The sequence below is a fragment of the Aureimonas psammosilenae genome (genome assembly GCF_009176975.1).
Lineage (GTDB): Bacteria > Pseudomonadota > Alphaproteobacteria > Rhizobiales > Rhizobiaceae > Plantimonas > Plantimonas psammosilenae.
In genome coordinates this window covers 16,982-38,866 of sequence record NZ_WEZG01000017.1, presented here as the reverse complement: position 1 = coordinate 38,866, position 21,885 = coordinate 16,982, and the positions used below count along the sequence as shown (strand labels likewise).

Below are 21,885 nucleotides of genomic sequence, written 5' to 3'. Positions count from 1 at the left end.
CCTTGCGGAGGCTACTTCACCGCGCCGGCGGTCAGCCCGCGCACGTAGTAGCGTTGCAGAAGAAGGAAGAGGGCGATGCAGGGCGCCATCGACACCGTGATGCCGGCCTGGAGCGCACCCCAGTCGATGATGCCGTAGATGCCGGACGAGACGTTCACCAGCATGATCGGCAGTGTGAACTTGTTCTGGTCGGACAGGAAGATCAGCGCCGCCAGGAACTCGTTCCAGGAATTGAGAAAGGCGAACATCGCGACGGTGGCGACGCCCGGCAGAGCGATCGGCAGCATGATCCGCCGCAGGATCGTCCATTGGCTCGCCCCGTCGATCCGCGCCGCCTCGATCAGGGCGCGCGGCACCGCGTCGAAGGCGTTTCGCATCATGAAGATCGAGAAGGGGAGTTGGAAGGTCACGTAGATCAGGACGAGGCCGAAGAGGCTGTTCTGAAGGCGCAGCAGCTTCATGATCAGGAAGAGCGGCGTCAGGATCGACTGGAACGGGATCATCATCGTCGCCATGATCGCGACGAAGAGCGCGGTCTGGCCGGGGAAGCGGAACTTCGAGAAACCGTAGCCGGCGGGCACCGAAACGAGGACGGTGATCACCACCGTGCCGAGCGCGAGAAGAACGGAGTTCGTCGCATAACTCGTCCAACCCGCCCCGACGCCTTCGAGGCGGCGATAGTTTTCGAGCGAGAAGGCTCTGGAAAACAAGGCCGCGGGATTCGCCAGCGCATCGGCCGCCGGCTTGAAGGAATTGGCCAAGGACCAGACGAGGGGCATCAGGAAGAACAGCGCGACGAGCCCGGCGGCGATAACGAAGCCGAAAAAGCGTGCCCGTTCGCCGGGCGCGGCGTCGGTGGAACTCATCGGCTGTCCTCCGGGCGCTGACGCATGAAGGCAAGCTGCACCGACGAAAGGGCGACGAGGACGACGAGCAGGACGAAGGACATCGCCGCGCCGTAGCCGAGGCGGTAGGATGAGAAGGAGGCGAGGTAGATCGAGAACACCGCCGAGATGGTGGAATTGTTTGGGCCGCCCTGCGTCACGATGAAGAACTGGTCGAAGGCGAGCATGGACGAGGTGACGTTCAGAACAAGGGCGAGGAGGATGGAGTTGCGCATCAAGGGCAGCGTGATGCGCCGCAGCCGCGCGAGCGGCCGCGCCCCGTCGATCTTGGCCGCCTCGATCACGTCGTTCGGAATGCTCTGGAGACCGGTCAGAAGGATCACCATGGTGAAGCCCGCCGTCTTCCAGACCACCATCAGGATGATGACGCCGAGCGCCGGCCAGAAGCTTTCGAGCGGGCGGGGCGCGGAATCGATGAGGCCGAGGCCGCGCAGAAGCTCGGCGAAGACGCCGTTGTCGGGGTTCAGAAGCCACATCCAGAGCGTCGAGGCCGCGCCGAAGCCGACCACGACCGGCATGAAGTAGATCGTGCGGAAGAAACCGGCCATCCGCAGCGGGCGGTCGACCAAAAGCGCGAGCGGCAACGCCACGGCCATGATCGCGACCGTGACGAGCACCGTGTAGAGCGCCGTGAAGCCGAGCGAATGCCAGAACTGCATGTCGCCCATCAGTTCGGCGTAGTTCGCCAAACCGACGAAGCGCACCCTCCCGAGAAGCGGCCAATTGTGGAAGCTCATCCAGACCGCCATCGCGAGCGGTATGAGGAAGAGAAGGAGGATGAAGGCGAGGCTCGGCAGGACGAAGGCAAGACCGAGCCAGCCATGCGGCTCGGAATCCTCCTTAACGCTCCCGCGTCGCGCCCGCTTTTCCGTGGCTGCGGCGATGATCGACACGCTCGGTTCCCTCCGCCCCTCGTTCGCGACCCTGGCGTCAGGGGTTGGTGCGTTTCAGGACCTTGCTGAAGTCGTCTTGCGCTCGCTTGATGGCGCCGTCCACGTCCTCGCCGAAGACCGCTTCCTGGATGAGGTTCACGAACGGGCCCGTACGGCTCACGAAGAGTTCGTCGGACGAAAAGGTGTAGGGGGTGCGGGCCTTGGTGAGGATGTCGTAGGCGACGAGGTTGCGCTTGTCGAAGCTTGCATAGGCATCGGCCGCCAGATCCGTGCGGGACGGCATGCCGGACTCCTTCGTGATGTAGACTTGGTTCTCGGGCGCCATGTAGAAGTCCACGAAATCCAGAACGACGCGCTTCTTCTCCTCGCCGACGCCCGCCATCAGCGCGAGCGTGTCGCCGCCCGCGAAACTCGATTCGCCGCCCTTCGGTCCGGGGATCGGCGCGACGGCGAACTTCACATCCGGATATTTGGAGGTCAGAAGGTTCACGATATAGGAGCCGGTCATCAGAATGCCGACCTTGCCGGAAGCGAAGGCTTCCACCGCGTTGTTGCCGTTGCCCGAGCGCGAGGTCGGATGGATAGCCTTGTTCTTCCACATCTCGCGATAGGCCGCGATCGTCTCGCGCAGTGCGGGTGTGTCGACGGTCGCCTCGCGCCCGTCGGGGCTGAGGATGTCGGCGCCCGCCGCCCAGAGATGGGGCAGGAAGTCGTAGATCAGCCAGCTTCCCGAGTTGGCGACGAAATAGAAGCCGTAGGTCTCGTTGCCGAGCGCCGCGATCTTCTTGGCATCCGCCGCAAGTTCCTCCAGCGATGCGGGAGCTTTGGCGGGATCGAGCCCGGCTTTCTGGAAGAGATCGGTGTTGTAGGCGATGATGGAGGCATCCGGCAGGGCGGGCACGCCGTAGATCTTGTCTTCGTATGTCGCGAGGCGGATATGCGAAGGGCTCATGGCGTTGGCATAGGGCCGGCTCTTCACGAAATCGGTGATGTCCTCGAGGCTCTCGTTTGCAGCGAAGGTCGGCATGTAGATGAGGTCGAGCACCGCACCGTCCGGGGGTGTTCCGCCGGCCAGCGCCGCGCCGAGTTTGGGCACCATCTGCTCGGCCGTGATGGCGGTGACCGTGATCTTGTCGGAATGTGCGGCGTTGTAGCGTTGGGCGAGACCCTCGAGCACGGGCGCCGAGGACGTGCGAACCCAGAGCGTCGCCTCCTCCGCGCCGGCAAGGGCGGTCGAGGAAAGAAGCATCATCAACGAGACAAATGCACCTGTGGTCTTCGGCATCGAAAATTCCCCCTCGGTTGCTGGCTTCTGGTCAGGCGGCGATGGCAAGCGCGCAGGCGCGGAGCAGCACTCGGACAAACAGGCCTTATCACCTTCAGTCCTGTTTGCTAAAACGTTCCAGCAATTCGAAAAGCTATGCTAAAAGGTTTTAGCACGCAAGCGGCGGACGACATGAATTCTTTCGACGATGGGCCGCGCAGACAAACGATCCGCGATGTCGCTTCGGCAGCCGGGGTCAGCGTTTCGACAGCTTCGAACGCCCTGAACGACATCGGGCGCACGAGCCCCGAAACACGTGAGCGCGTGCGGCGCATCGCCAAGGAGATCGGCTTCCGGCCCAACGCCCTTGCCCGCAGTCTCGTCAGCCGGCGCAGTCACACGGTCGGCATCCTGACGAACGACACCTATGGCCGCCTGACGCTGCCGATGACCGCCGGCGTGTCGGAAGCGCTTCTCGACGAGGGCGTTTCAGTGTTCCTCTGCCCAACCAACAACGATCCGCGCCTCGCCCGGCTTCATTTGGAGGCGTTGCTCGACAAGCAGGTGGATGGGCTGATTTTCACGGCGACGCGCATCGATCTGCCGCCACCGCCGGCGTTGGCCGACCTGCCGATTCCAGTGGTTCACGCGTTCTCGGAAGGTCCCGCCGATCGGGTTTCGTTTGTGCCCGACGATGAGCAGGGAGCCCGGCTCGCGGTGGACCATCTCATGGCGCTCGGGCGCAAACGCGTCGTTCATGTCACGGGTCCGATGGACTATCTTGCGGTTCGTCGCCGAGCGAGCGTTTATCGCGGCCTGATCGGGGCGAACGCCGACGTCCTGTCAGGGGAATGGACGGAGGAATGGGGCCGGGAGGCCGTGGAGAAACTGTTCGCCGGACCGGGCGCCAAGCCCGATGCCGTTTTCTGTGGGAGCGACGAGATCGCGCGGGGCGTGATCGACGCTCTACGCGACCGGGGCGTCCGGGTTCCGAGCGATGTGGCGGTGATGGGATTCGACAATTGGGAAGTCGTTTCGCGTCAGACCCGCCCGCCGCTTTCCACGATCGACATGGAACTGAAGGCGCTTGGCCGACGTGTCGGAGAAGCGATCCTTGCCCTTTGCCGCAGCGAACCTGTACCGTTCGGTATCACCCGTATGCCCTGCAGTCTCGTGTTGCGTCATTCAAGCGGAGCGACAAAGGACGCGCCTTACTGATCAAATGGCAAATTGAGTTTCTGGCGCGGTCCAATACGTGTTCAGGTGCGATACTGAGGTTTCTCGACGATACATCCTTGGTGAACGCTGGATCGGGCCGGAAACGGCCGGTCCGCATCGGAGGAAGGGCAGGCGAAAAGCAGACATCGCGCTGTTATGCAGAGTGGTCGTCATCGGAGCCCTGAGAACTGTCGATCATGACTAACTCGGATGCTGCTGCACGCTGAGGCCGCCGTCGATGGTGAGGCAGGTGGCGTTCATGAAGGGGCACTCGTCCGAGATCATGAAGACTGCGGCAAGCGCGATCTCCTCGGGGCTCGCGATTCGTTTGCCGGGATGCAGCGCCAAGGTGGCAGCCTTCGCCGCCTCGGGGTCGGGGAACGAGTTCCAGTAGTCGTGCACCTTCTGCGTGGCCACATAGCCCGGCGCCAGCGCGTTCACCCGGATGCCCTTTGCAGCATATTCGAGCCCAAGCGCCTTGGTCATGCCGAGAAGCGCGTGCTTGGCGAGGGGATAAGGGAAGGTGTGGGGGATGATGGTGAAGGCGTGAGTGGAGGCGATGTTGAGGATCGCCCCGCCGCCCATCTCGATCAGTTCAGGCAGGACGGCGCGGCAACAGTTCCAGGCGCCCTTCAGGTTCACGTCGAAGCAGCGCTCCCAGTCCGCGTCCTCCATCGCTAGCGGTTCGGTGAAGACGTTGATACCCGCATTGTTCACGAGGGCGTTGATCGGGCCGATCTTTTCGGCAGCGTCCGCAACGGTCCGAGTGATGCCATCCGCGTCGGTGATGTCGACCGCAGCGTGGACGAGCCGCGCCCCGTTCTGCCTCAGGCGGTCCGCTTCCACCGCAAGCAGCGCGGCGTCGCGGTCGAGGAGAAGAAGCGCGGCTCCCTCCGCATGACAGGCCTTGGCGATGGCGAGGCCGATGCCTTGCGCCGCGCCGGTGATCATGATGCGCTTGCCAGAAAGCCTGCCGCCCATGGGTCTCACCACTCCGCGAAGGAGCCGTCGGCGTGCCGCCAGACGGGGTTGCGCCAGCGGTGGCCGATTTTCGCCATCTCGACGACATGCTCCTCGTTCACCTCGATGCCGAGGCCCGGCCCGTCGGGAATCGCGACGAAACCGTCCTTGTAAGCGAAAGCCTCCCGGTTCGTGACGTAGTCGAGGAGATCGCTGCCCTCGTTGTAGTGGATGCCGAGGCTCTGTTCCTGAATGAAGGCGTTCTGACTCACCGCGTCGAGTTGAAGGCAGGCGGCGAGCGCGATGGGGCCGAGCGGGCAATGAGGGGCGAGTGCGACGTCGAAGGCTTCCGCCATCGACGCGATCTTGCGGCATTCGGTGATGCCGCCGGCATGGGAAACGTCGGGCTGGATGATGTCGACGACGCCGTCCTGAAGAACACCCTTGTAATCCCAGCGCGAATAAAGGCGCTCGCCGAGCGCGATCGGCACCGAGCAGTGGTTGGCGATCTCGCGCAGCGCCTCGTGATGCTCCGACAGCACCGGCTCCTCGATGAACATCAATCGGTACGGTTCCAACTCCTTGGCGAGAACCTTGGCCATCGGCTTGTGGACGCGCCCGTGGAAGTCGGCACCGATGCCGATGTGAGGGCCGACCGCTTCGCGAACCGTCGCGATCACCTCCACCGCCCGGTCGATCGCCGCATGGGTGTCAACGATCTGCAGTTCCTCGCAGCCATTGAGCTTCAGGGCCTCGAACCCGCTCGCCACGGCCTGCCGGGCGCTCATCGCCACATCCGCCGGCCGGTCGCCCCCGACCCAGGAGTAGACCTTGATGCGGTCGCGGCAGCGTCCACCGAGAAGCTGATGGACGGGCTGTCCCATCGCCTTGCCCTTGATGTCCCAAAGCGCCTGATCGATGCCGGCGAGCGCGCTCATATGGATCGCGCCGCCGCGATAGAAGCCGCCGCGGTAAAGAACAGTCCAATGGTCTTCGATCAGGAAGGGGTCCTTGCCGATAAGATAGTCGGCGAGTTCGTGCACCAGCGTTTCGACTGTTTGCGCCCGTCCTTCCACCACCGGCTCGCCCCAGCCGGTGACACCCTCGTCGGTCTCGATCTTCAGAAACAACCAGCGCGGTGGCACGAGGAAAGTAGAGAGATTGGTGATCTTCATGGGCTGGCGATCCCCGCAAAATGAGCGATGGGGGTGAGGCGCAGAGTGCCCGACAGGCTCGCTCGCGGCTGGAGGACGACGAGGCCGCCGCCGTCCATGTGACCATGTGCGCCGGCACGGTGCGTCATCGGCTCGAAGCAGAACCAATCGAGAGCCGGAGCGGAGCCGCGGTCCGGCAGGAACAGGAAGGCGTGGGCGAAGACGGGATCGGCGGAGATCACGAGCCCGGCGCCATGTTCGGGCCAAAGAATGCTGACCATCCCGTCCCAGTCTTCCAGGCCGTTATTGACCCAGCGCGCCGGCAGGGGCATTGGCGCCGCGAAGTCGAGGTCATTCGGCAGCGGAGCCGCTTGGCCAGGAAGGCGGCCCGGTTCTTCCGTCCGGAAGCCTCCGGCACGGCAACGCAGCCGCGTTTGCGGCGTGCGCGGGAGGAAGGGGTGCCAGCCCAGACCGAAGGGCATCGGCGTCTGCCCATGGTTCTCGACCACCAGCGTGAGACGGAACGTCGCATCGTCAATGGCGAACTCTTGGCGCGCCTCGTATCGATAGGGGCCGGCCTCGTGACGCAATACAAGGGAAAGGGCGGCCTTTCCCGCCTCCTCGACATGCCAGTCGCCGAGCCAGCCATCGCCGTGGAGATAGGACGGGTCCCCGGTGTTGGGCGCGAACCTGTGAAGGACGTCGCCGAAGCGGAAGGCGTTGCCCGCAAGGCGGTTGGCAAGGGGTACGAGCGGAAACGCGGAGCGATCGCCCGGCGAGGCACCTTCCACGGCTTCGCAAAGGAGAGGCAGAGGATCGCCCCCGTTTCCGTGCCAGCGGAGGGCGAGGACGCGCCCGCCGCGCGTCGAAACGCGGGCCTCGATCCCGTCCGCCGAAAGGGGGAGGACGGTCATGGGCGTCAGCGCCGGCCGAGCGCGCGCGAGCGCAGGTTGTCGAGGAGAACGGCGAAAAGCAGGATCAGGCCGCGCACGACATATTGATAGAAGGCCTGGATGTTGAGGAGGTTCATCGCGTTCTCGGCGATGCCAAGGATCAGGACGCCGACGATGACGCCGCTCATCGTTGCGCGACCACCCGCGAGCGACACGCCGCCGAGGACGCAGGCCGAGATCACGGAAAGTTCCAGCCCCGTCGCCGCGTTCGGCTGACCGCTGGTGATGCGCGAGGCCAGGAGGATGCCCGCCACCCCGCAGACGAGCCCCTGCAACGCGAAGATGCCGATGCGGCCCCAGTCGACGTCGACGCCGGCAAGGCGCGAGGCTTCGGGGTTGCCACCGATCGCGAGCGTATTGCGCCCGAAGACCGTGCGGTTGAGCACGAAGGCGAAGATGGCGAAAAGGATCGCCATGATCCAGACCGGCGTCGGGATGCCGAAAAAGCGGCTGAGCGCCAGCGAGTAGAAGGCAGGATCGTTGATGCCGACCGCGCGTCCGTCGGAGGCGATAAGGGCGAGGCCGCGCACGATCTGCATGGTGGCGAGCGTCGTGATCAGCGCGTTGATGTGGAGCTTGGCGATCACGACGCCGTTGACGAAGCCGACGAAGGTGCCGGCCACGAGCGCCGCGAGGAGGCCGAGCGGGATCGAACCCGTTTCGTTCGACACCATCACCGCGACCATGCCGGCAAAGGCGACGATCGAGCCGACGGAAAGATCGAAGTCGCGCGAGGCAAGGCAGAACATCATGGTGCAGGCGACGATGCCGATCGTCACCACCGACTGGAGAAGACCGAGAATATTGCGCTCGGTCAGGAAGTTCGGGACGGTGAGGGAAACAACGGCGAAGGCGAGAACGAAGAGGACGAGGAGGCCTTGTTCGCCGAGAAGGATGCGCTTGATCTTGGCGGTCATGGAGCGTCAGGCCTTTTTGGCGAAGCGGGGCGTCGCCCGGTCAGGCAGGGCGGCGGCGAGAAGGACGGCTTCGGAGAGTTCGGCGCGGTTGAATTCCGCCGCGATCCGCCGTTCGCACATCACGAGGACGCGGTCGCAGATGCCGATCACTTCCGGCAGCTCGCTGGACACGACGACGACGGCAATGCCCTTCTCGGCGAGCGCATAGAGGATCTCGTAGATTTCGGATTTGGCGCCGACATCGATGCCGCGCGTCGGCTCGTCGACGATCAGCACCTTCACATGAGGTTCGGAAAGCCAGCGGGCGAGAATCACTTTCTGCTGGTTGCCGCCCGACAGGTTCACGATGTCCTGGCGGCGCGAAGGCGTTCGGATGCGCAAGGATGCGATGAAGCGGTCCGCCGTCTCGGCCTCGCGTCCGGGGCGCACCATGCCGAAGGGCGAATGGTGGCGGCGGGACGAGATGGCGATGTTCTCGGCCACCGAGCGCCCCTGCACGATGCCGTCGGCCTTGCGGTCCTCCGGGCAAAGAACGAGGCCGGCGCGGATCGCACGGCGAGGCGTCACCGGCGACAGCGCCTCCCCGTCGACGCGTACATGGCCTGCCTTCGCGGCATCGGCGCCGTAGACGAGGCGCATCAGTTCCGAGCGCCCCGCGCCGACGAGGCCGAAGAAGCCGAGGATTTCACCCGCCCGCGCCTGGAAACTCTGCGGTTCGGGCACGCGGGCGCCGGAAAGGCCCTCGACGGACAGGCGCGCGCTTCCGGCATCACGCGGTCGCCAGCCCCAGATGTCGGAGATCTCGCGTCCCACCATCTCGGAAACGAGCCTTTCTCGAGTCACGCCCTCCATCGTCGGGTGATGGGCGGCGAGCTTGCCGTCGCGCAGCACGGTGCAACCGTCGCAAAGCCGGAAGATCTCATCGAGCCGGTGCGAAACGTAGAGGATCACCTTGCCGGCATTGCGCAGGCGGCCGATCAGGCGGAACAGGATCTCGCTTTCGCGCGAGGACAGCGAGGAGGTCGGCTCGTCGAGCGCGATGACGCGCGCGTCGGTCATCACGGCCTTGGCGATCTCCACCATCTGCCGTTCGCCGATCGAAAGGTTCGCGACCTTGGCGCGCGGATCGATCTCGACGCCGATCTCGCGAAGCGTCGCGCCGACCGTCTCGTACAGCGCGCGAAAATCCACGACGCCCGCGCGGGCGGGAAAGCGGCCGAGCCGAAGGTTCTCGGCGACCGACAGGTTCGGGACGAGCTGAAGTTCCTGGTGGACGACAACGACGCCCGCGTCGATGGCGTCGCGCGCCGAGGAGAACTGCTGCTGGGCGCCACCGACATGGATCGTCCCCTCGTCAGCCTTCGTGTCACCCGACAGAATGCGGATCAGCGTCGACTTGCCGGCGCCGTTCTCGCCCATCAAGCCGTGCACCTGGCCGGCGGGAACCGCGAAACTGACATCCGTCATGGCGCGCACGCCCGGATAGGACTTCGAGAGTCCGGAGAATTCAAGAAAGGCCATGGATGGTCCTCGACGCGGTGCGTCCGGCGGGCGTTGCGCTCCGCCGGACCTTAGGACGCGCTTACTGGATGCCGAGGTCCTTGCGGACGGCCTCGTAGTCTGCGCGCGTCGCAAGCTGCCCACTCGTCAGGATCAGCTTTTCCGGCTCCTTGCCGTTCGCGATCCATTCGTACATGTTCAGCGCGGTCTCGTAGCCGTGGCGTTTCGGCGAGATGATGACCGTGCCGTAGAAGCCGGTCTGGCTCGGCTTCTTGAACTCGTTGATCGCCGATTCCGCGCCGCCGATGCCGACGCCGATGACGTTCGCGGCGGGCACGCCCACGCTTTCCGTCGCACGCACCGCACCCAGCACCGCCTCGTCGTTGAGGCCGACCGCGACCCAGTGTTGGATCTCGGGATGGGCGTTGATAACTGTCGTCGCGGCGTTGAGAGCGGCTTCGGTGTCTGTCTTGGCCTGCGGCGCGTTGAAGATGTTGGCGGCAGGGAAGCCGTTCTTTTCCAGCACCGACGTTGCGCCGGTGACGCGATCGACGGCAGTCGGCAACTGGTCGTAGGAGACTTTGACCGCTCCGACCTTGGCCATGTCCCAGCCGCGTTTCTTGATTTCGTCGGAGATGGCCTGGCCGACGGCCTCACCGATCTTGGTGGCGGAAATGCCCATATGCGGCACGTCCTCGATCGCCTTGCCGGAAGCGTCGACGAGACGATCATCCACCGTCATGAGCTTCAGGTTGTTGGCAGCGGCCTTGGCCACGATGCCAGGACCGAGCTTGACGTCCGGCGTGCAGACGATGAAGCCCTGGGCTCCCTGGGCTCCCAGATTGTCGATCGCGGCCTGGACCTTCTCGCCATCCTCGGCGCCGATCTCGACAAGGGTGAAACCCTTCTGCTTCGCGGCCTCCTGCGCGAACTTCCATTCGTCCTGGAACCAAGGCTCCTCGGGCTGCTTCACGACGAAGCCGATCTTCACGTCTTCTGCGCCCGCCGAGCCGAGAGCGACCAGAAGGGTCGCGCCGGCGAGGATCGCCTGCTTCCAGAATTTCATGTGTGCCTCCCGAAAGGTGACGCCCGTTCTCCCATGGCGCAGCCTATTGGTATGACCGCCTAGTCGGATGAGTCAACCGCAATGTATGACTTATCTCGTGCGTTGTCCGATCAGGAGAAATGGTAGACAACGGTCGGTATCGATTGGAGACGCTGCGCATGCTGCCCGCTGAGCCACAAGCCCGCGCCCTTGCTTCGCGACCCCGCCCAAGGGTCGGGCGCGACTTCGTCGTGGCGCTCGCCCGCAGCATCGTCGAAGGGCGCTTTCCAGAAGGCACGACCCTACCGCGCGAGCAGGACCTCTGCAGCGAGTTTTCGATCAGCCGTACGGTGGTGCGCGAGGCGCTGAAAACCTTGGAGTCGAAGGGCGTGGTGCGCTCGCGCGCCCGCGCCGGCACGCTGGTGCGGGCGCGCGTCGAGTGGAACCTTCTCGACGCCGACCTCCTCGACTGGATGGGCGATGCGGTCGTCGACGCCGACCTACTCGCGGCCGTTCTCGAAGCGCGGCGCGCGATCGAGCCTTTCGCGGCGGAACTGGCCGCGAGCCGGGCGAGCCTCGCCGAGATCACCGCGCTTCATGCGGCTTGGGAAGCGATGCGCGACGCAGAGCCCGGCGAGGACGACGCCTTCACCGCAGCGGACGCCGAGTTCCACCGTATCCTTCTGCGCGCCAGCGGCAACCGCGTCTTCGTGCAGCTTTCCGGCATCATCGACGCCGCGCTGACCCGCGCCCTCGACCGCACCAATCGCTCGGTGGAGTCGCATCTTCATACGGTTAAGGTTCACGGCCGCCTCGTGGAGGCCTTGCGCATGCGAGATGGAGCGGCCGCGCGTGCCGCTTCCTTCGAAATGCTTGAAACCGCCCAGATCGATCTTTTGAGAATGTTCGGGAAGGAAGGCTCCGCCCCTCACCCTTAGCCAGTCCTGTCGGCCTGTGGATTGGAACTCTTGCATACCCGCGCAATTAGCGTCCGAAGGAGATGTCGCCGTGCCGTGACATCGGACTGAACCGTTCCATCTCGGTTCTCGAGCGCCTCGTCACCACGGACTTTTGGAGGAACGAAACCATGGATTTCGTGAAGCTTGGTCGCACCGGTCTCGACGTATCCCGCCTCTGCCTCGGCTGCATGAGCTATGGCGAGCCGGAACGCGGCAACCACGCCTGGACCCTACCCGAAGCGGAAAGCCGGCCGTTCATCCGCAAGGCGCTGGATCTCGGCATCAATTTCTTCGACACCGCCAACGTTTATTCCGACGGCTCCAGTGAGGAGATTGTCGGTCGTGCTCTGAAGGAGTTCGCGCGCCGCGACGACGTGGTGGTGGCGACCAAGGTGCACGGGCGGATGCGGCCGGGTCCGAACGGTGCGGGCCTGTCGCGAAAGGCGATCTTCGCTGAAATCGATGCCAGCCTGCAGCGGCTCGGCATGGACTATGTCGATCTCTACCAGATCCACCGCTTCGACGCCGAAACGCCGCTCGAGGAAACGCTGGAGGCATTGAACGACGTGGTTCACGCTGGCAAGGCCCGCTACATCGGCGCCTCGTCCATGTACGCCTATCAGTTCGCCAAGGCGCTGGCGATCTCAGAGCGTCGCGGGTGGGCGCGCTTTTCGACGATGCAGAACTACGTCAACCTCCTTTATCGCGAGGAGGAGCGCGAGATGCTGCCGCTTTGCCGGGAAGAGGGGATCGGCGTCATTCCATGGAGCCCGCTTGCCCGTGGACGTCTGACACGCGACTGGGACGAGACCACCAACCGCTCGCAGACCGACACGTTCGGCCAGACGCTCTACGCCGCCACCGTTGAGGCCGACCGCAAGGTGGTGGAAGCGGTGGCCGCGTTGGCCGAGACCCGTGGCCTGCCCCGCGCCCAGATCGCGCTGGCCTGGGTGTTGCAGAAGAGCCCCGTCACTGCGCCCATCATCGGTGCTACAAAGCCCCATCACCTCGACGACGCGGTCGCGGCCTTTTCCGTTCGCCTGACAGACGAGGAGATCGCAGCGCTTGAAGCACCCTATGTCCCGCACTCGGTGATGGGCTTTTAGTGAGGGGCGAGCGATCGTCCGGCACCGTTGGTTTTATCAAAGCCACGACGCACTAATAATTAGCTCAGGGGCGGATCTATACCCTACGCTTCGGGCCGAAAGCGGACGGTCCGTTTCGGGAAAAGGAAGCAAGGAAAGCAGCCATTCCGCGAATAACCCAACTCTACCGCTTGGATCCATAGAAACTGACATCAGGCATTGATTCTCAGCGTCTTCCGTTGAATTTCATCCGCTCGCCTGTGCAGTGAGTGTGGTGTAGCGAAAGCGCACGAGATCGTCGGCCTGCATGGGACGGCCGAACAAGAAACCCTGCATATGTGAGCAGCCAGCTTGTTGCAGAAACAGCTGTTGCTCCAGATGCTCGACACCTTCGGCCGTGATCGACAGGCTGAAGGACTTTGCGAGCCCAACGATGGAGCGAATAACCTCGTCGGCACCGCTTTTGGCTCGAAGGTTCTCAATAAAGGAACGATCGATCTTGAGTTTGTCGAACTGGATCTGGTTCAGATAGCCGAGACCGGCATAGCCGTTGCCGAAGTCGTCGAGCGCGATCCGGAAACCAGCTTCCCTCAACTGGCGAATCTTACCTGCGGCGTCTGCCATGTCAGCGATAAGGACCGTTTCCGTAATCTCCAGTTCGATCATGCGAGGGTCAACACCGCTCGCGGTCGCGAGCGCCACCAAACGATCAACGAACCCAGGTTTCTTGAATTGGACGGGGGACAAGTTCACCGCCGTGATAATATCCGGCCAGCGTTTGGAATCGGCGAAGGCTCGTCGCAAGACCCAGTCCCCAAGCTTGTGGATGAGGTCAGTCTTTTCGGCAACATCGATAAAAGCGAGCGGCGGAATTAGCCCGCGCGTCGGATGCGTCCAGCGCAGCAAAGCCTCAACGCCAGTGATCGGCAAGCCTTCAGAACAGACGAGCGGCTGATAGTGAAGCATGAGTTCATCGTTGGTGATCGCCTTTGCAAGGTCGCTAGCCAAACGCTGCGTGCCGAGAATATCGCGCTCCATCGACGAGTCGAACTCAAACATGACGCCACGCCCGGCCGCCTTGGCGGCGTAGAGGGCGATATCGGCGCGTCGCATGGTTTCGATCAAGTTCTGCTGTTCGGCATCGGCACGGGCGATACCGATGGAGACGCCCGTCTGAACAACCTGATTTCCAATGACGTAGGGGACCAAGCAAGCCTCAAGCAGGCGCCGTCCCAGCTCTGCTGCGGCCGAGGGCACCGTCGAGATTACGGCGAATTCATCACCTCCAAGGCGCGCTGCAAATCCGTCCTCGCCAGTTGCCGTCCGGATCCGGCGAGCGAACTCGCGGATCAGTTCGTCGCCGACGTCATGACCGAGAGAATCGTTGACGTCCTTGAAGCGGTCGAGATCGAGATACAACACGGCGAGCCGCCTGCCGTTCTCGTGCGCACGATCAGCCTCGATCCGGAACTGCTCCCCAAGTCCAGTGCGGTTCAATAGGCCTGTCAGCGCGTCGGTGCGCGCTGCAGCTTGGGCTTCTGCCTCACTCGTCTTTAATCTTGCGTTCAACGCTTCGAGTTCGGCGACGCGCTTCGCCAGTTCCGCCGCCATGCCGATATCCGCGGACCAGCGTTTCGCTAGCGCGGTCGCCAACTGCTGGAGTTCATCCCCATCGAACGGCTTCAGAAGATAGAACAAACGCTCCGGCTTCCCCACGGCCGCTGTGATTTCGGCGGGCTTGTGATCCGAATAACCGGTGACAATGACGATGTTCACGTCCGGATCGATCCGGCGAATGCGCCGGGCGGTTTCCAGGCCGTCAATGCCCGGCGGCATCCGCATGTCAAGGAACACGATCGCGAAGGGCTGGCCCTCCGCGAAGGCTTCCTCAACCTTGCCGATCGCGTCGAGGCCCTGCCGGCAATAGGTGATGCCGGCGAGTAGTGCATCGCCGGGGTCTGAGGCCGTTTCCTCCCCGAACAATTCGGCCGACAGGGCATCGAAGTCCGATGCATCCGATGCCGCCGATGCGGTCAGGCCATCAAGGACCCGGCGATAGGCCTCAAGGACCAGCGTATCGTCATCGGCGACCAGAACGCGCCGCGGTCTTTCGCCCGTCGTCATGCCGCCTCCTTCAACTGCGCGACGGCGACGGGCAGCACTAAATGCAGCGTTGCACCGCGCCCGGTCCCGGCGCTTTCCGCGTAGAGCCGACCTTTCATCGCGTTCACCGCGTTCGCGCACCAGTGAAGGCCGAGACCGCTTGATCGCTTACGTCTGGTAGAGAAGCCCTTCTCGAAGATCCGTTCGAGATGATCCGATGGAATGCCGTCCCCGGTGTCGCGGAGGCGGATGTCGAGTGCCGGCGCGCCGTTGTGCTGCGTTTCGTGCATCGACAAGGAGATCGCGCCAGCCGAACCGTTCGCGCTCACCGCCTCGGCGGCGTTCACGAAGAGATTTGCCAGCACTTGTTCCAGCGCGACCTTGTGGCCGATGACGCTCGTTCCAGCGACGAGGTCGGTCGTGAACGTGATGCCGGGTTTGTTCTGCAGGATGGCGATCGCAGCGGCCGTGCAGGAAACGAGATCGATCGTCTCCAGAGCGCGCTCGCCCTGGGAGACCGCGTCCTCGTCCTTCAGGATCCGGTCGACATGGCGCACCATCGCGCCGAGCGACTCGAGGTTCCCTTTTCGCTTGGTGCCCTCGTCGAGAAGTTTCGCAACCGACAAGGCAACGAACTGGTTCAGTTTGCTCGCGCGCTCCGGCGCAAGGGCGGGATCACCCAGTTGCTCCACGGCCTTCGCGAGGTTCTGCTTCCAGGGCGCGTCTTCGTCGCGCATCAGATCCCAGGCGATCGTGCTGATCGGGCTGACTGCATTGCGCACGTTGTGCAGGATGCCGGCAGCCTGGTCAGCGGCGCCGTGGTGGTAGTCCTGGCGACGCAGGGCCTCGCGCAGGTCGGCGAGCTGCGCCGCCATGCGGTTGAAGGACGCAACCGTGTCGCTTAACTCGTCGCCGTGATCGTCGGGTGGGATCAGGGCGAGGCTGCCAGTCGATGCCACTGTCACCAGATGGCTCCGCATGGCCTCCACACGCGCAATAACGATGCGACGCAAAAGAAAACCGAGAGTGACAATCAACAGCGCACCGCCGATCGCCAACAGAGACATGGCGACCCAGATCGCACGATGGCCGGCCGACGAGATCAGCCGATCGGTCTTCGAGGAAAGTACCACGAGCGGCTTGCCGTCCACACCTTCCAGAACGGTACGGATTTCAATGGTGTCAGCGCTTTCGATCACCCCGCTCGCGGCCGAAGCTTTGACGTCGACGGACAAGAGGTCGAAGTCGACCTTCGTCGCCTGCCGCAAGGCGTCCATGTCGAGCACCTTGCCGAAGGCCAGCGTTCCCATGGTCGGACCCGTTCGCTGCGTCGTCAGGACCGGCCCATAGCCGACCGCGACGATGCCTTGAGGCGTTCGCATGAGACCTTGCCGCGACTGCGGGACGGGTTCGAGGCTGCGGAACGGATGCTCGCTCGGAAGCTCGTCCTCGTCCAGAAGGCGAACTTCGGCGGGCTCTTCACCGGAATAGTCGAAACCCTTGTCGAGCTTGACGCGGCCGGCCGCGTCGATCGCGAGGAAGAAATTGACATTCAACGCCTTCAGGGATTCGGCGCTGACATTTTTGTCCTCGTAGTCCGGCACTTCGTCGCGCATGAACGAGTAGCTGTCGTCCCAGAAGGCGTAGTCGCGGGAGGACGCGGCGACCTGATCTTCCTGCATCTCGATGGCTTCCAGAGCGCGGCTCTGATTACGCGCCGCCGCCTGTTTCTCGATGTCGAAAAAGCGCGGCATGATTGTCCATTCGAGAACCGCGAAGTTCAGGAAGGCCGATACGGCGACGACGCCAACGAGGGCAAGATTGGTTTTTGTGACTATACGCATCACCACCTCCCGACTGAGGCGTAGCGCAACGATGTTAAGGAAGCATCGTGCTGGGATGGAAAGAATGAAATCAACGGCAGGACTGATGTTCTCGACAAACAGTAATCTCGAACACTAGGAGAAGTCGGGGCAGTCGCACGTTGGGATCCGCTTTCCGTCGAAAAAGCCTATGTTCATCAATACGAACAAAAAAGCTCAAGGATTAGTCAAGGAAGCGCCGAACGATCATCGACAACTCACCCTTGTCTGTTTACCGAACTCTACGTCCGGACAGCCGCATGGAACTGGAAGCAGAAAGTTGGTTTTCTGCCATTAGTGAAGAAGCGGATCTACTCCACAGGGACCGCTCGTGTCATTCAGGGAATAAAGTCATATCCCGCAAAAGATACCACTAGTGGGTGTATATTGGATCGATAGTTGGTCGATCCGAGCTGAGTAATCTTCGATCCTGCCGAGTCTCAATGAGCGCTAACAGGCAGGGTCCGAGGTGTGGCCGTGACGGCAACTTTGCACAAGGGCCCAGTTTAAGAATCGACCGCCAATCTCCAAGCGACTGAACCCTTAGTCACGTTTTCGGTCCGTCAAGGTCATTCGATACATTTTTTAGAGTGAGGCAGTTCTCGCTTCTTTTCCCGTATTGATCACGAAGCTCGCTCTCACACTTCGAATACAACTCGAGCGTACGTATGATAATCTCGATTAATATCGCTAGATGAAACGCTTTCAGTAATTTTGATTACGCTCATGGCGAGAATTGTGCGCTGAAACTCTTCACGCATGCAAGTACACCAACGAATGCCCCCCACATGTTAATCTCCTATGAAGGGTAGATCTTCATAACGACCACTGAGCGCTTACATTCCCGCGCCTGCATCTCATGTTGTATCTCGTTTCAAGCAGGAAAGATGGCATGCTCGGTTTCATGAATGGCGGCGCTTCGGCCGTGTTGGCGGCCTTCTCGAAGTCTCTTGCCATCATCGAGTTCGATCCAACCGGCAAAATCCTCTCAGCCAACGAGAACTTCTGCCGCATCATGGGCTACGAGCCGAGCGACATCGTCGGTCAGCACCACCGTATGTTCGCAACATTGGCCGATGCGACATCACCGGCCTATGCCTTGTTTTGGCAGCAGTTGCAGCGCGGCGAGTTCGTGACGGGAGAGTTCAAGCGTTTAGCGAAAGCCGGGCATGAGGTCTGGCTGCAGGCGTCCTACAGCCCTGTCGTTTCTGGCGGGAGAGTTCAGAAGATCGTCAAGATCGCCGCCGACATCTCCGTGGCCAAGCGCCTTGCGGTGGAAGCGATCGGAAAGATCGACGCCATGTCGCGAGCGCAGGCCATAATCGAGTTCGAACCCGATGGCACGATCCAGATCGCCAACGAGAACTTTCTTTCCGCTCTCGGCTACCAGCTCGACGAGATCCAAGGCCGTCATCATCGCATATTCGTGGAGCCGAGCGAGGCGCAAACGGCAAGCTATGCTGAGTTCTGGAGCCGCCTACGGGCGGGCGAGTTCTTTTCCGACGAGTTTCGCCGGATCGGCAAGAACGGACGCCAAGTTCACATTCAGGCCTCCTACAATCCCATCTTCGATGCTGATGGACGGGTCGTGAAGGTCATCAAGTTCGCAACGGACGTTTCCCTTCGCGTTGCCGCCGTCGATAGGCTCGGTAAGTCTCTGAGCCAGCTTGCCGATGGCGATCTCAAGCAGCGCCTTGACGAGCCGTTCATTGCTGCCCTGGAGCCACTGCGCGAAAGCTTCAACACTTCTGTTGAGCGCTTGGAAGACACGATGGGAGCGATCATCGGTGCGGTTGGCACCATGCGTGCGGGGCTTGGCGAGATCACGACGGCCGCCGGCGATCTCTCGCATCGGACCGAGCAACAGGCAGCTTCCCTCGAAGAAACAGTTGCCGCCCTTTCCCACGTCACCGAAGCCGTCGATGCGACGGCGCAACGGGCAGATAATGCCGTAAACGCAGCGGTGGTCGCGCGAAGGGAAGCCGAGAAAGGCGGTGCTGTTGTTAGCCAAGCGATTGAGGCGATGACACAAATCGAGCGGTCATCGGATCAAATCAATCGCATCATCGGCGTCATCGACGAAATTGCCTTTCAAACGAACCTGCTGGCCTTGAACGCCGGCATTGAGGCAGCTCGTGCCGGAGAGGCAGGTCGCGGTTTTGCCGTTGTTGCACTCGAAGTGCGCGGACTAGCCCAGCGATCTGCCGAAGCGGCCAAGGAGATCAAGGACCTCATCTCTGCATCCACCTTCCAGGTATCGAACGGTGTGACGCATGTTTCGGCGTCGGGAGAGAGTCTGAAACAGATCATTTCGCAGATCGGAGAAGTGTCGGCGATCATCACCGAGATGGCACGTTCAGCCAGGGAGGAGTCGATCAGCCTTCGTGAAGTCGCGGTCGCTGCCGACCAGATGGACAAGACAACCCAGCAGAACGCTGCCATGGTAGAAGAGACCACGGCCGCCGCGCAGTCCCTTCTCAACGAGACCGATGAACTCGCACGAATGGCAGGGCAGTTTACACTTCGGGCCGGACATAACCCCGGACAGAAGATCGGCTCCGAGAGGCATCACAAGCCTTACAAGAAGCCTTCGTCAGTTTCTGCGCGTCTGGTCGCAGTTGGCGAATCCTATGTGCCCGTCGAGACAACAGAAGATTGGGCAGAGTTCTGACGAAACTTGGAAGTCAGCGGCCCATGAAATTCGATATGGAAGGGGCGCTGGCGATCATATCTCGAAAGGGTATCAAGGGGGCCGAAAGCGGACGGTCTTCCTGAGATCGCTCATCTCTTCAAAGCCGCCGCTGCGCGATGACCCGTTGTATTACGTGCGACCAAAGGGCCGTCGATTTTGATCAGGTGTGGGCGAGCCGGTTTGGTGGCATTGGCAAGGCGGATCAGGGTTTCCACGGCGCGCCGGCCCATCTCATAGTTCGGGAGAACCACGGTGGACAACGGCGGGTTGGTGTAGCGCGCGAGCTCCTGGTTGTCGTAGCCGAGGATCGACACGTCGTCGGGCACCCTGAGGCCGAGTTCCGCCGCCGCTTCCAGCGCGCCTACCGCCATCTGGTCGCTAGCGCAGAAAAGGGCGGTGGGCCGGTCGGCGCGCGTCAATAGATCTTTGGCGTGCCGGTACCCGGTCGTTGGATACCAGTCGCCGTGCAGCACCAAGCTCTCGTCGAAGGGGAGATCCGAGGTTGCGAGACCTTGGCGATAGCCGGCGAGCCGGTCGACGGCCGCATCCATCCAGGGCTCGCCATTGATGAAGCCGATCCGGCGATGGCCGAGTTGTGTCAGATGCGTCGTCGCGTTGAAGCCGCCGACGACTTCGGCCGGCAGGACGGCAGTGAGCGAACGCTCCTCCTCGTAGCAATTGAGAAGCACGCTCGGCAGGGTGCGCAGGGCGTCCGGCGGGGTGATCTTGCGCGTGAAGATCGTGGAATAGACGATGCCTAGAACAGACGGGTCTGCGAGGATCGCCGCCAGCGTCGTAGCTTCCAAGGCCGGATCAGATCGTGTCACGTGGGCGCTGACGAGATAGCCCTGTTCCCAGCCGGCATCGCGTGCGCCGTCGAGATTGATCACCGGGTGCGGGCTCGTCGAGATCTCATCGACGAGATAGGCAATCGTTCGCCGCTCCAAGTCGCGATGGCGCAGTCGACTGCGCCCGGGCAGTTCGTAGCCGAGCGTTCGGGCCGCCTCCTCGACACGTTGGCGCGTGGCATCCGTGATCCGCGCACCCTCCATGCGGTTGAGCACCATGGAGACGCTGGATTGCGAGACGCCAGCGAGCCGAGCAACCTCGATCATCGTCGGGCGCCGCTCGGGAGCCTTGACGCCCTCGGCCCGCCGGATGCGCCCTTCATCCGGTCCTCTCTGCACGTCCGTCTCCTTCGTCCGGCCAAAGCGGCTCGGCACACCATCCCCTTGTGTCAGACCTTGCGTCAAAAACCATATCGTTGGTTAGTTGATAAAATTAGTTATTGACTGATAATATTATTATCACGTTCTTTGTCCTCGGACGGCGGGAGATCCCAAGCGGTCGTCCTTCCTGGGGAGGAATCATATGTTCGCACCGACACGCCGTGCCGTGCTTCTGGCATCCACGCTGTTTGCCGCCATGTCGCTGGCCGCCTCGCTGCCGGCCGGCGCGCAAGAGCTGCCGAAGCTCGAAAAGAAGGACAGCTACAAGGTCGGCTTCGCCCAGACCGAGAGCAACAATCCCTGGCGCATCGCCCAGACGCAGAGCATGCAGGACGAGGCTAAGAAGCTCGGCCACCAGCTCGTCTACACCGATGCCGCCGGCTCGGCCGCCAAGCAGGTCGCCGACGTCAATTCCATGATCGCGCAGGGCGTCGATCTCATCTTCCTCGCCCCGCGCGAGGAGAAGCCGCTGATCCCAGCCGTGCGCGCCGCCGCCCGCGCCGGCATTCCGGTGATTCTGCTCGACCGCAACGTCGATCCCGCGCTTGCCAAGGCAGGTCGCGACTACGTGACTTTCATCGGCTCGGATTTCGTGGACGAAGGACGGCGCGTCGCCGAGTTCCTCGCCAAGGAAAAGCCGGACGGCGCCAAGATCATCCAGCTTGAAGGCACCACCGGCTCCTCGCCGGCCAACGACCGCAAGAAGGGCTTCGAGGACGGCCTGGCCGGCAAGGCCAACTTCACGGTCGTCGCCTCCCAGTCCGGCGACTTCGCACGCGACAAGGGCCGACAGGTGGCCGAGGCACTGCTTCAGGCGCACCCGGACGCCGACGTTGTCTATGCCCACAACGACGAGATGGCGATGGGCGCCATCGCTGCGATCGAGGCGGCCGGCAAGGTGCCGGGCAAGGACATCATGGTGCTGTCGATCGACGGCGGCAAGGAAGCTGTACAGGCGGTCGTGGACGGCAAGATCGCCGCCGTCGTCGAGTGCAACCCGCGCTTCGGCCCCAAAGCCTTCGAGACCCTGAACCGCTACGCGGCCGGCGAGACGATCGAGCCCTGGGTCAAGAACATCGACGCCTTCTACGACAAGTCAAACGCTTCGACCGAAGTCACCAACGCCTACTGAGCCTCGAAGGTTCG

17 protein-coding genes are annotated in these 21,885 nt (G+C 62.7%); 5 read left to right on the top strand and 12 right to left on the bottom strand.

Annotated features, from left to right (window positions below; genetic code table 11):
- Positions 1–11: 11 nt before the first annotated feature.
- From F9929_RS21725 to F9929_RS21715, 3 genes are read right to left on the bottom strand one after another with little or no spacing between them, the layout of a single operon-like run.
- Positions 12–866 (bottom strand): carbohydrate ABC transporter permease, encoded by an 855-nt coding sequence (locus tag F9929_RS21725; RefSeq protein ID WP_152048650.1) that lies wholly within the window; start codon positions 864–866, stop codon positions 12–14.
- On the bottom strand, positions 863–1,789 hold the full coding sequence (locus tag F9929_RS21720; RefSeq protein WP_152048671.1) for a carbohydrate ABC transporter permease: 927 nt from the start codon (positions 1,787–1,789) through the stop codon (positions 863–865). The genes F9929_RS21725 and F9929_RS21720 overlap by 4 nt, the downstream gene beginning before the upstream one ends.
- Positions 1,790–1,835: 46 nt before the next feature.
- Positions 1,836–3,083, bottom strand: coding sequence for an ABC transporter substrate-binding protein (locus tag F9929_RS21715; protein WP_152048649.1), 1,248 nt, complete (start codon positions 3,081–3,083; stop codon positions 1,836–1,838).
- Positions 3,084–3,254: 171 nt separating this feature from the next.
- On the opposite strand from F9929_RS21715, the gene F9929_RS21710 reads away from it, so the two are divergent.
- On the top strand, positions 3,255–4,280 hold the full coding sequence (locus F9929_RS21710) for a LacI family DNA-binding transcriptional regulator (protein ID WP_152048648.1): 1,026 nt from the start codon (positions 3,255–3,257) through the stop codon (positions 4,278–4,280).
- Between the two features lie 201 nt (positions 4,281–4,481).
- On the opposite strand, the gene F9929_RS21705 is transcribed toward F9929_RS21710, so the two are convergent.
- The 6 genes from F9929_RS21705 to F9929_RS21680 form a co-directional block, all read right to left on the bottom strand.
- The gene (locus F9929_RS21705) at positions 4,482–5,261 is read right to left on the bottom strand and encodes an SDR family oxidoreductase (protein WP_152048647.1); all 780 of its coding nucleotides are present in this window, start codon (positions 5,259–5,261) and stop codon (positions 4,482–4,484) included.
- A gap of 5 nt (positions 5,262–5,266) precedes the next feature.
- Positions 5,267–6,415, bottom strand: coding sequence for a galactonate dehydratase (dgoD, locus tag F9929_RS21700; RefSeq protein ID WP_152048646.1), 1,149 nt, complete (start codon positions 6,413–6,415; stop codon positions 5,267–5,269).
- A complete protein-coding gene (locus F9929_RS21695; protein WP_152048645.1) occupies positions 6,412–7,308 on the bottom strand; it encodes an aldose 1-epimerase in 897 nt (298 codons plus the stop codon). Before F9929_RS21695 ends, dgoD begins: the two co-directional genes overlap by 4 nt.
- Positions 7,309–7,313: 5 nt before the next feature.
- On the bottom strand, positions 7,314–8,264 hold the full coding sequence (araH, locus tag F9929_RS21690; RefSeq protein ID WP_152048644.1) for an L-arabinose ABC transporter permease AraH: 951 nt from the start codon (positions 8,262–8,264) through the stop codon (positions 7,314–7,316).
- A 6-nt stretch (positions 8,265–8,270) separates the two neighbouring features.
- Entirely contained in the window at positions 8,271–9,785 is a 1,515-nt protein-coding gene (gene araG / locus F9929_RS21685; protein ID WP_152048643.1) for an L-arabinose ABC transporter ATP-binding protein AraG, read from the bottom strand.
- A gap of 61 nt (positions 9,786–9,846) precedes the next feature.
- Entirely contained in the window at positions 9,847–10,830 is a 984-nt protein-coding gene (locus F9929_RS21680) for an arabinose ABC transporter substrate-binding protein (RefSeq protein ID WP_152048642.1), read from the bottom strand.
- Positions 10,831–10,988: 158 nt separating this feature from the next.
- Here F9929_RS21680 and F9929_RS21675 point away from each other — a divergent pair, with 158 nt between their 5' ends.
- Positions 10,989–11,747, top strand: a complete 759-nt coding sequence (locus tag F9929_RS21675) for a FadR/GntR family transcriptional regulator (protein ID WP_152048641.1) — start codon at positions 10,989–10,991, stop codon at positions 11,745–11,747.
- Between the two features lie 149 nt (positions 11,748–11,896).
- On the top strand, positions 11,897–12,874 hold the full coding sequence (locus F9929_RS21670) for an aldo/keto reductase (protein ID WP_152048640.1): 978 nt from the start codon (positions 11,897–11,899) through the stop codon (positions 12,872–12,874).
- 225 nt (positions 12,875–13,099) lie between these two features.
- On the opposite strand, the gene F9929_RS21665 is transcribed toward F9929_RS21670, so the two are convergent.
- The gene (locus tag F9929_RS21665; RefSeq protein WP_152048639.1) at positions 13,100–14,977 is read right to left on the bottom strand and encodes a putative bifunctional diguanylate cyclase/phosphodiesterase; all 1,878 of its coding nucleotides are present in this window, start codon (positions 14,975–14,977) and stop codon (positions 13,100–13,102) included.
- On the bottom strand, positions 14,974–16,800 hold the full coding sequence (locus F9929_RS21660) for a sensor histidine kinase (protein ID WP_152048638.1): 1,827 nt from the start codon (positions 16,798–16,800) through the stop codon (positions 14,974–14,976). The genes F9929_RS21665 and F9929_RS21660 overlap by 4 nt, the downstream gene beginning before the upstream one ends.
- Before the next feature lie 910 nt (positions 16,801–17,710).
- On the opposite strand from F9929_RS21660, the gene F9929_RS21655 reads away from it, so the two are divergent.
- Positions 17,711–19,489, top strand: coding sequence for a methyl-accepting chemotaxis protein (locus F9929_RS21655; protein ID WP_152048637.1), 1,779 nt, complete (start codon positions 17,711–17,713; stop codon positions 19,487–19,489).
- Between the two features lie 110 nt (positions 19,490–19,599).
- Here the strand turns inward: F9929_RS21655 and F9929_RS21650 are convergent, their stop codons facing one another.
- On the bottom strand, positions 19,600–20,697 hold the full coding sequence (locus F9929_RS21650; protein WP_235919503.1) for a LacI family DNA-binding transcriptional regulator: 1,098 nt from the start codon (positions 20,695–20,697) through the stop codon (positions 19,600–19,602).
- A 184-nt stretch (positions 20,698–20,881) separates the two neighbouring features.
- Here F9929_RS21650 and F9929_RS21645 point away from each other — a divergent pair, with 184 nt between their 5' ends.
- A complete protein-coding gene (locus tag F9929_RS21645) occupies positions 20,882–21,871 on the top strand; it encodes an ABC transporter substrate-binding protein (RefSeq protein ID WP_152048636.1) in 990 nt (329 codons plus the stop codon).
- The last annotated feature ends 14 nt before the right edge of the window (positions 21,872–21,885 follow it).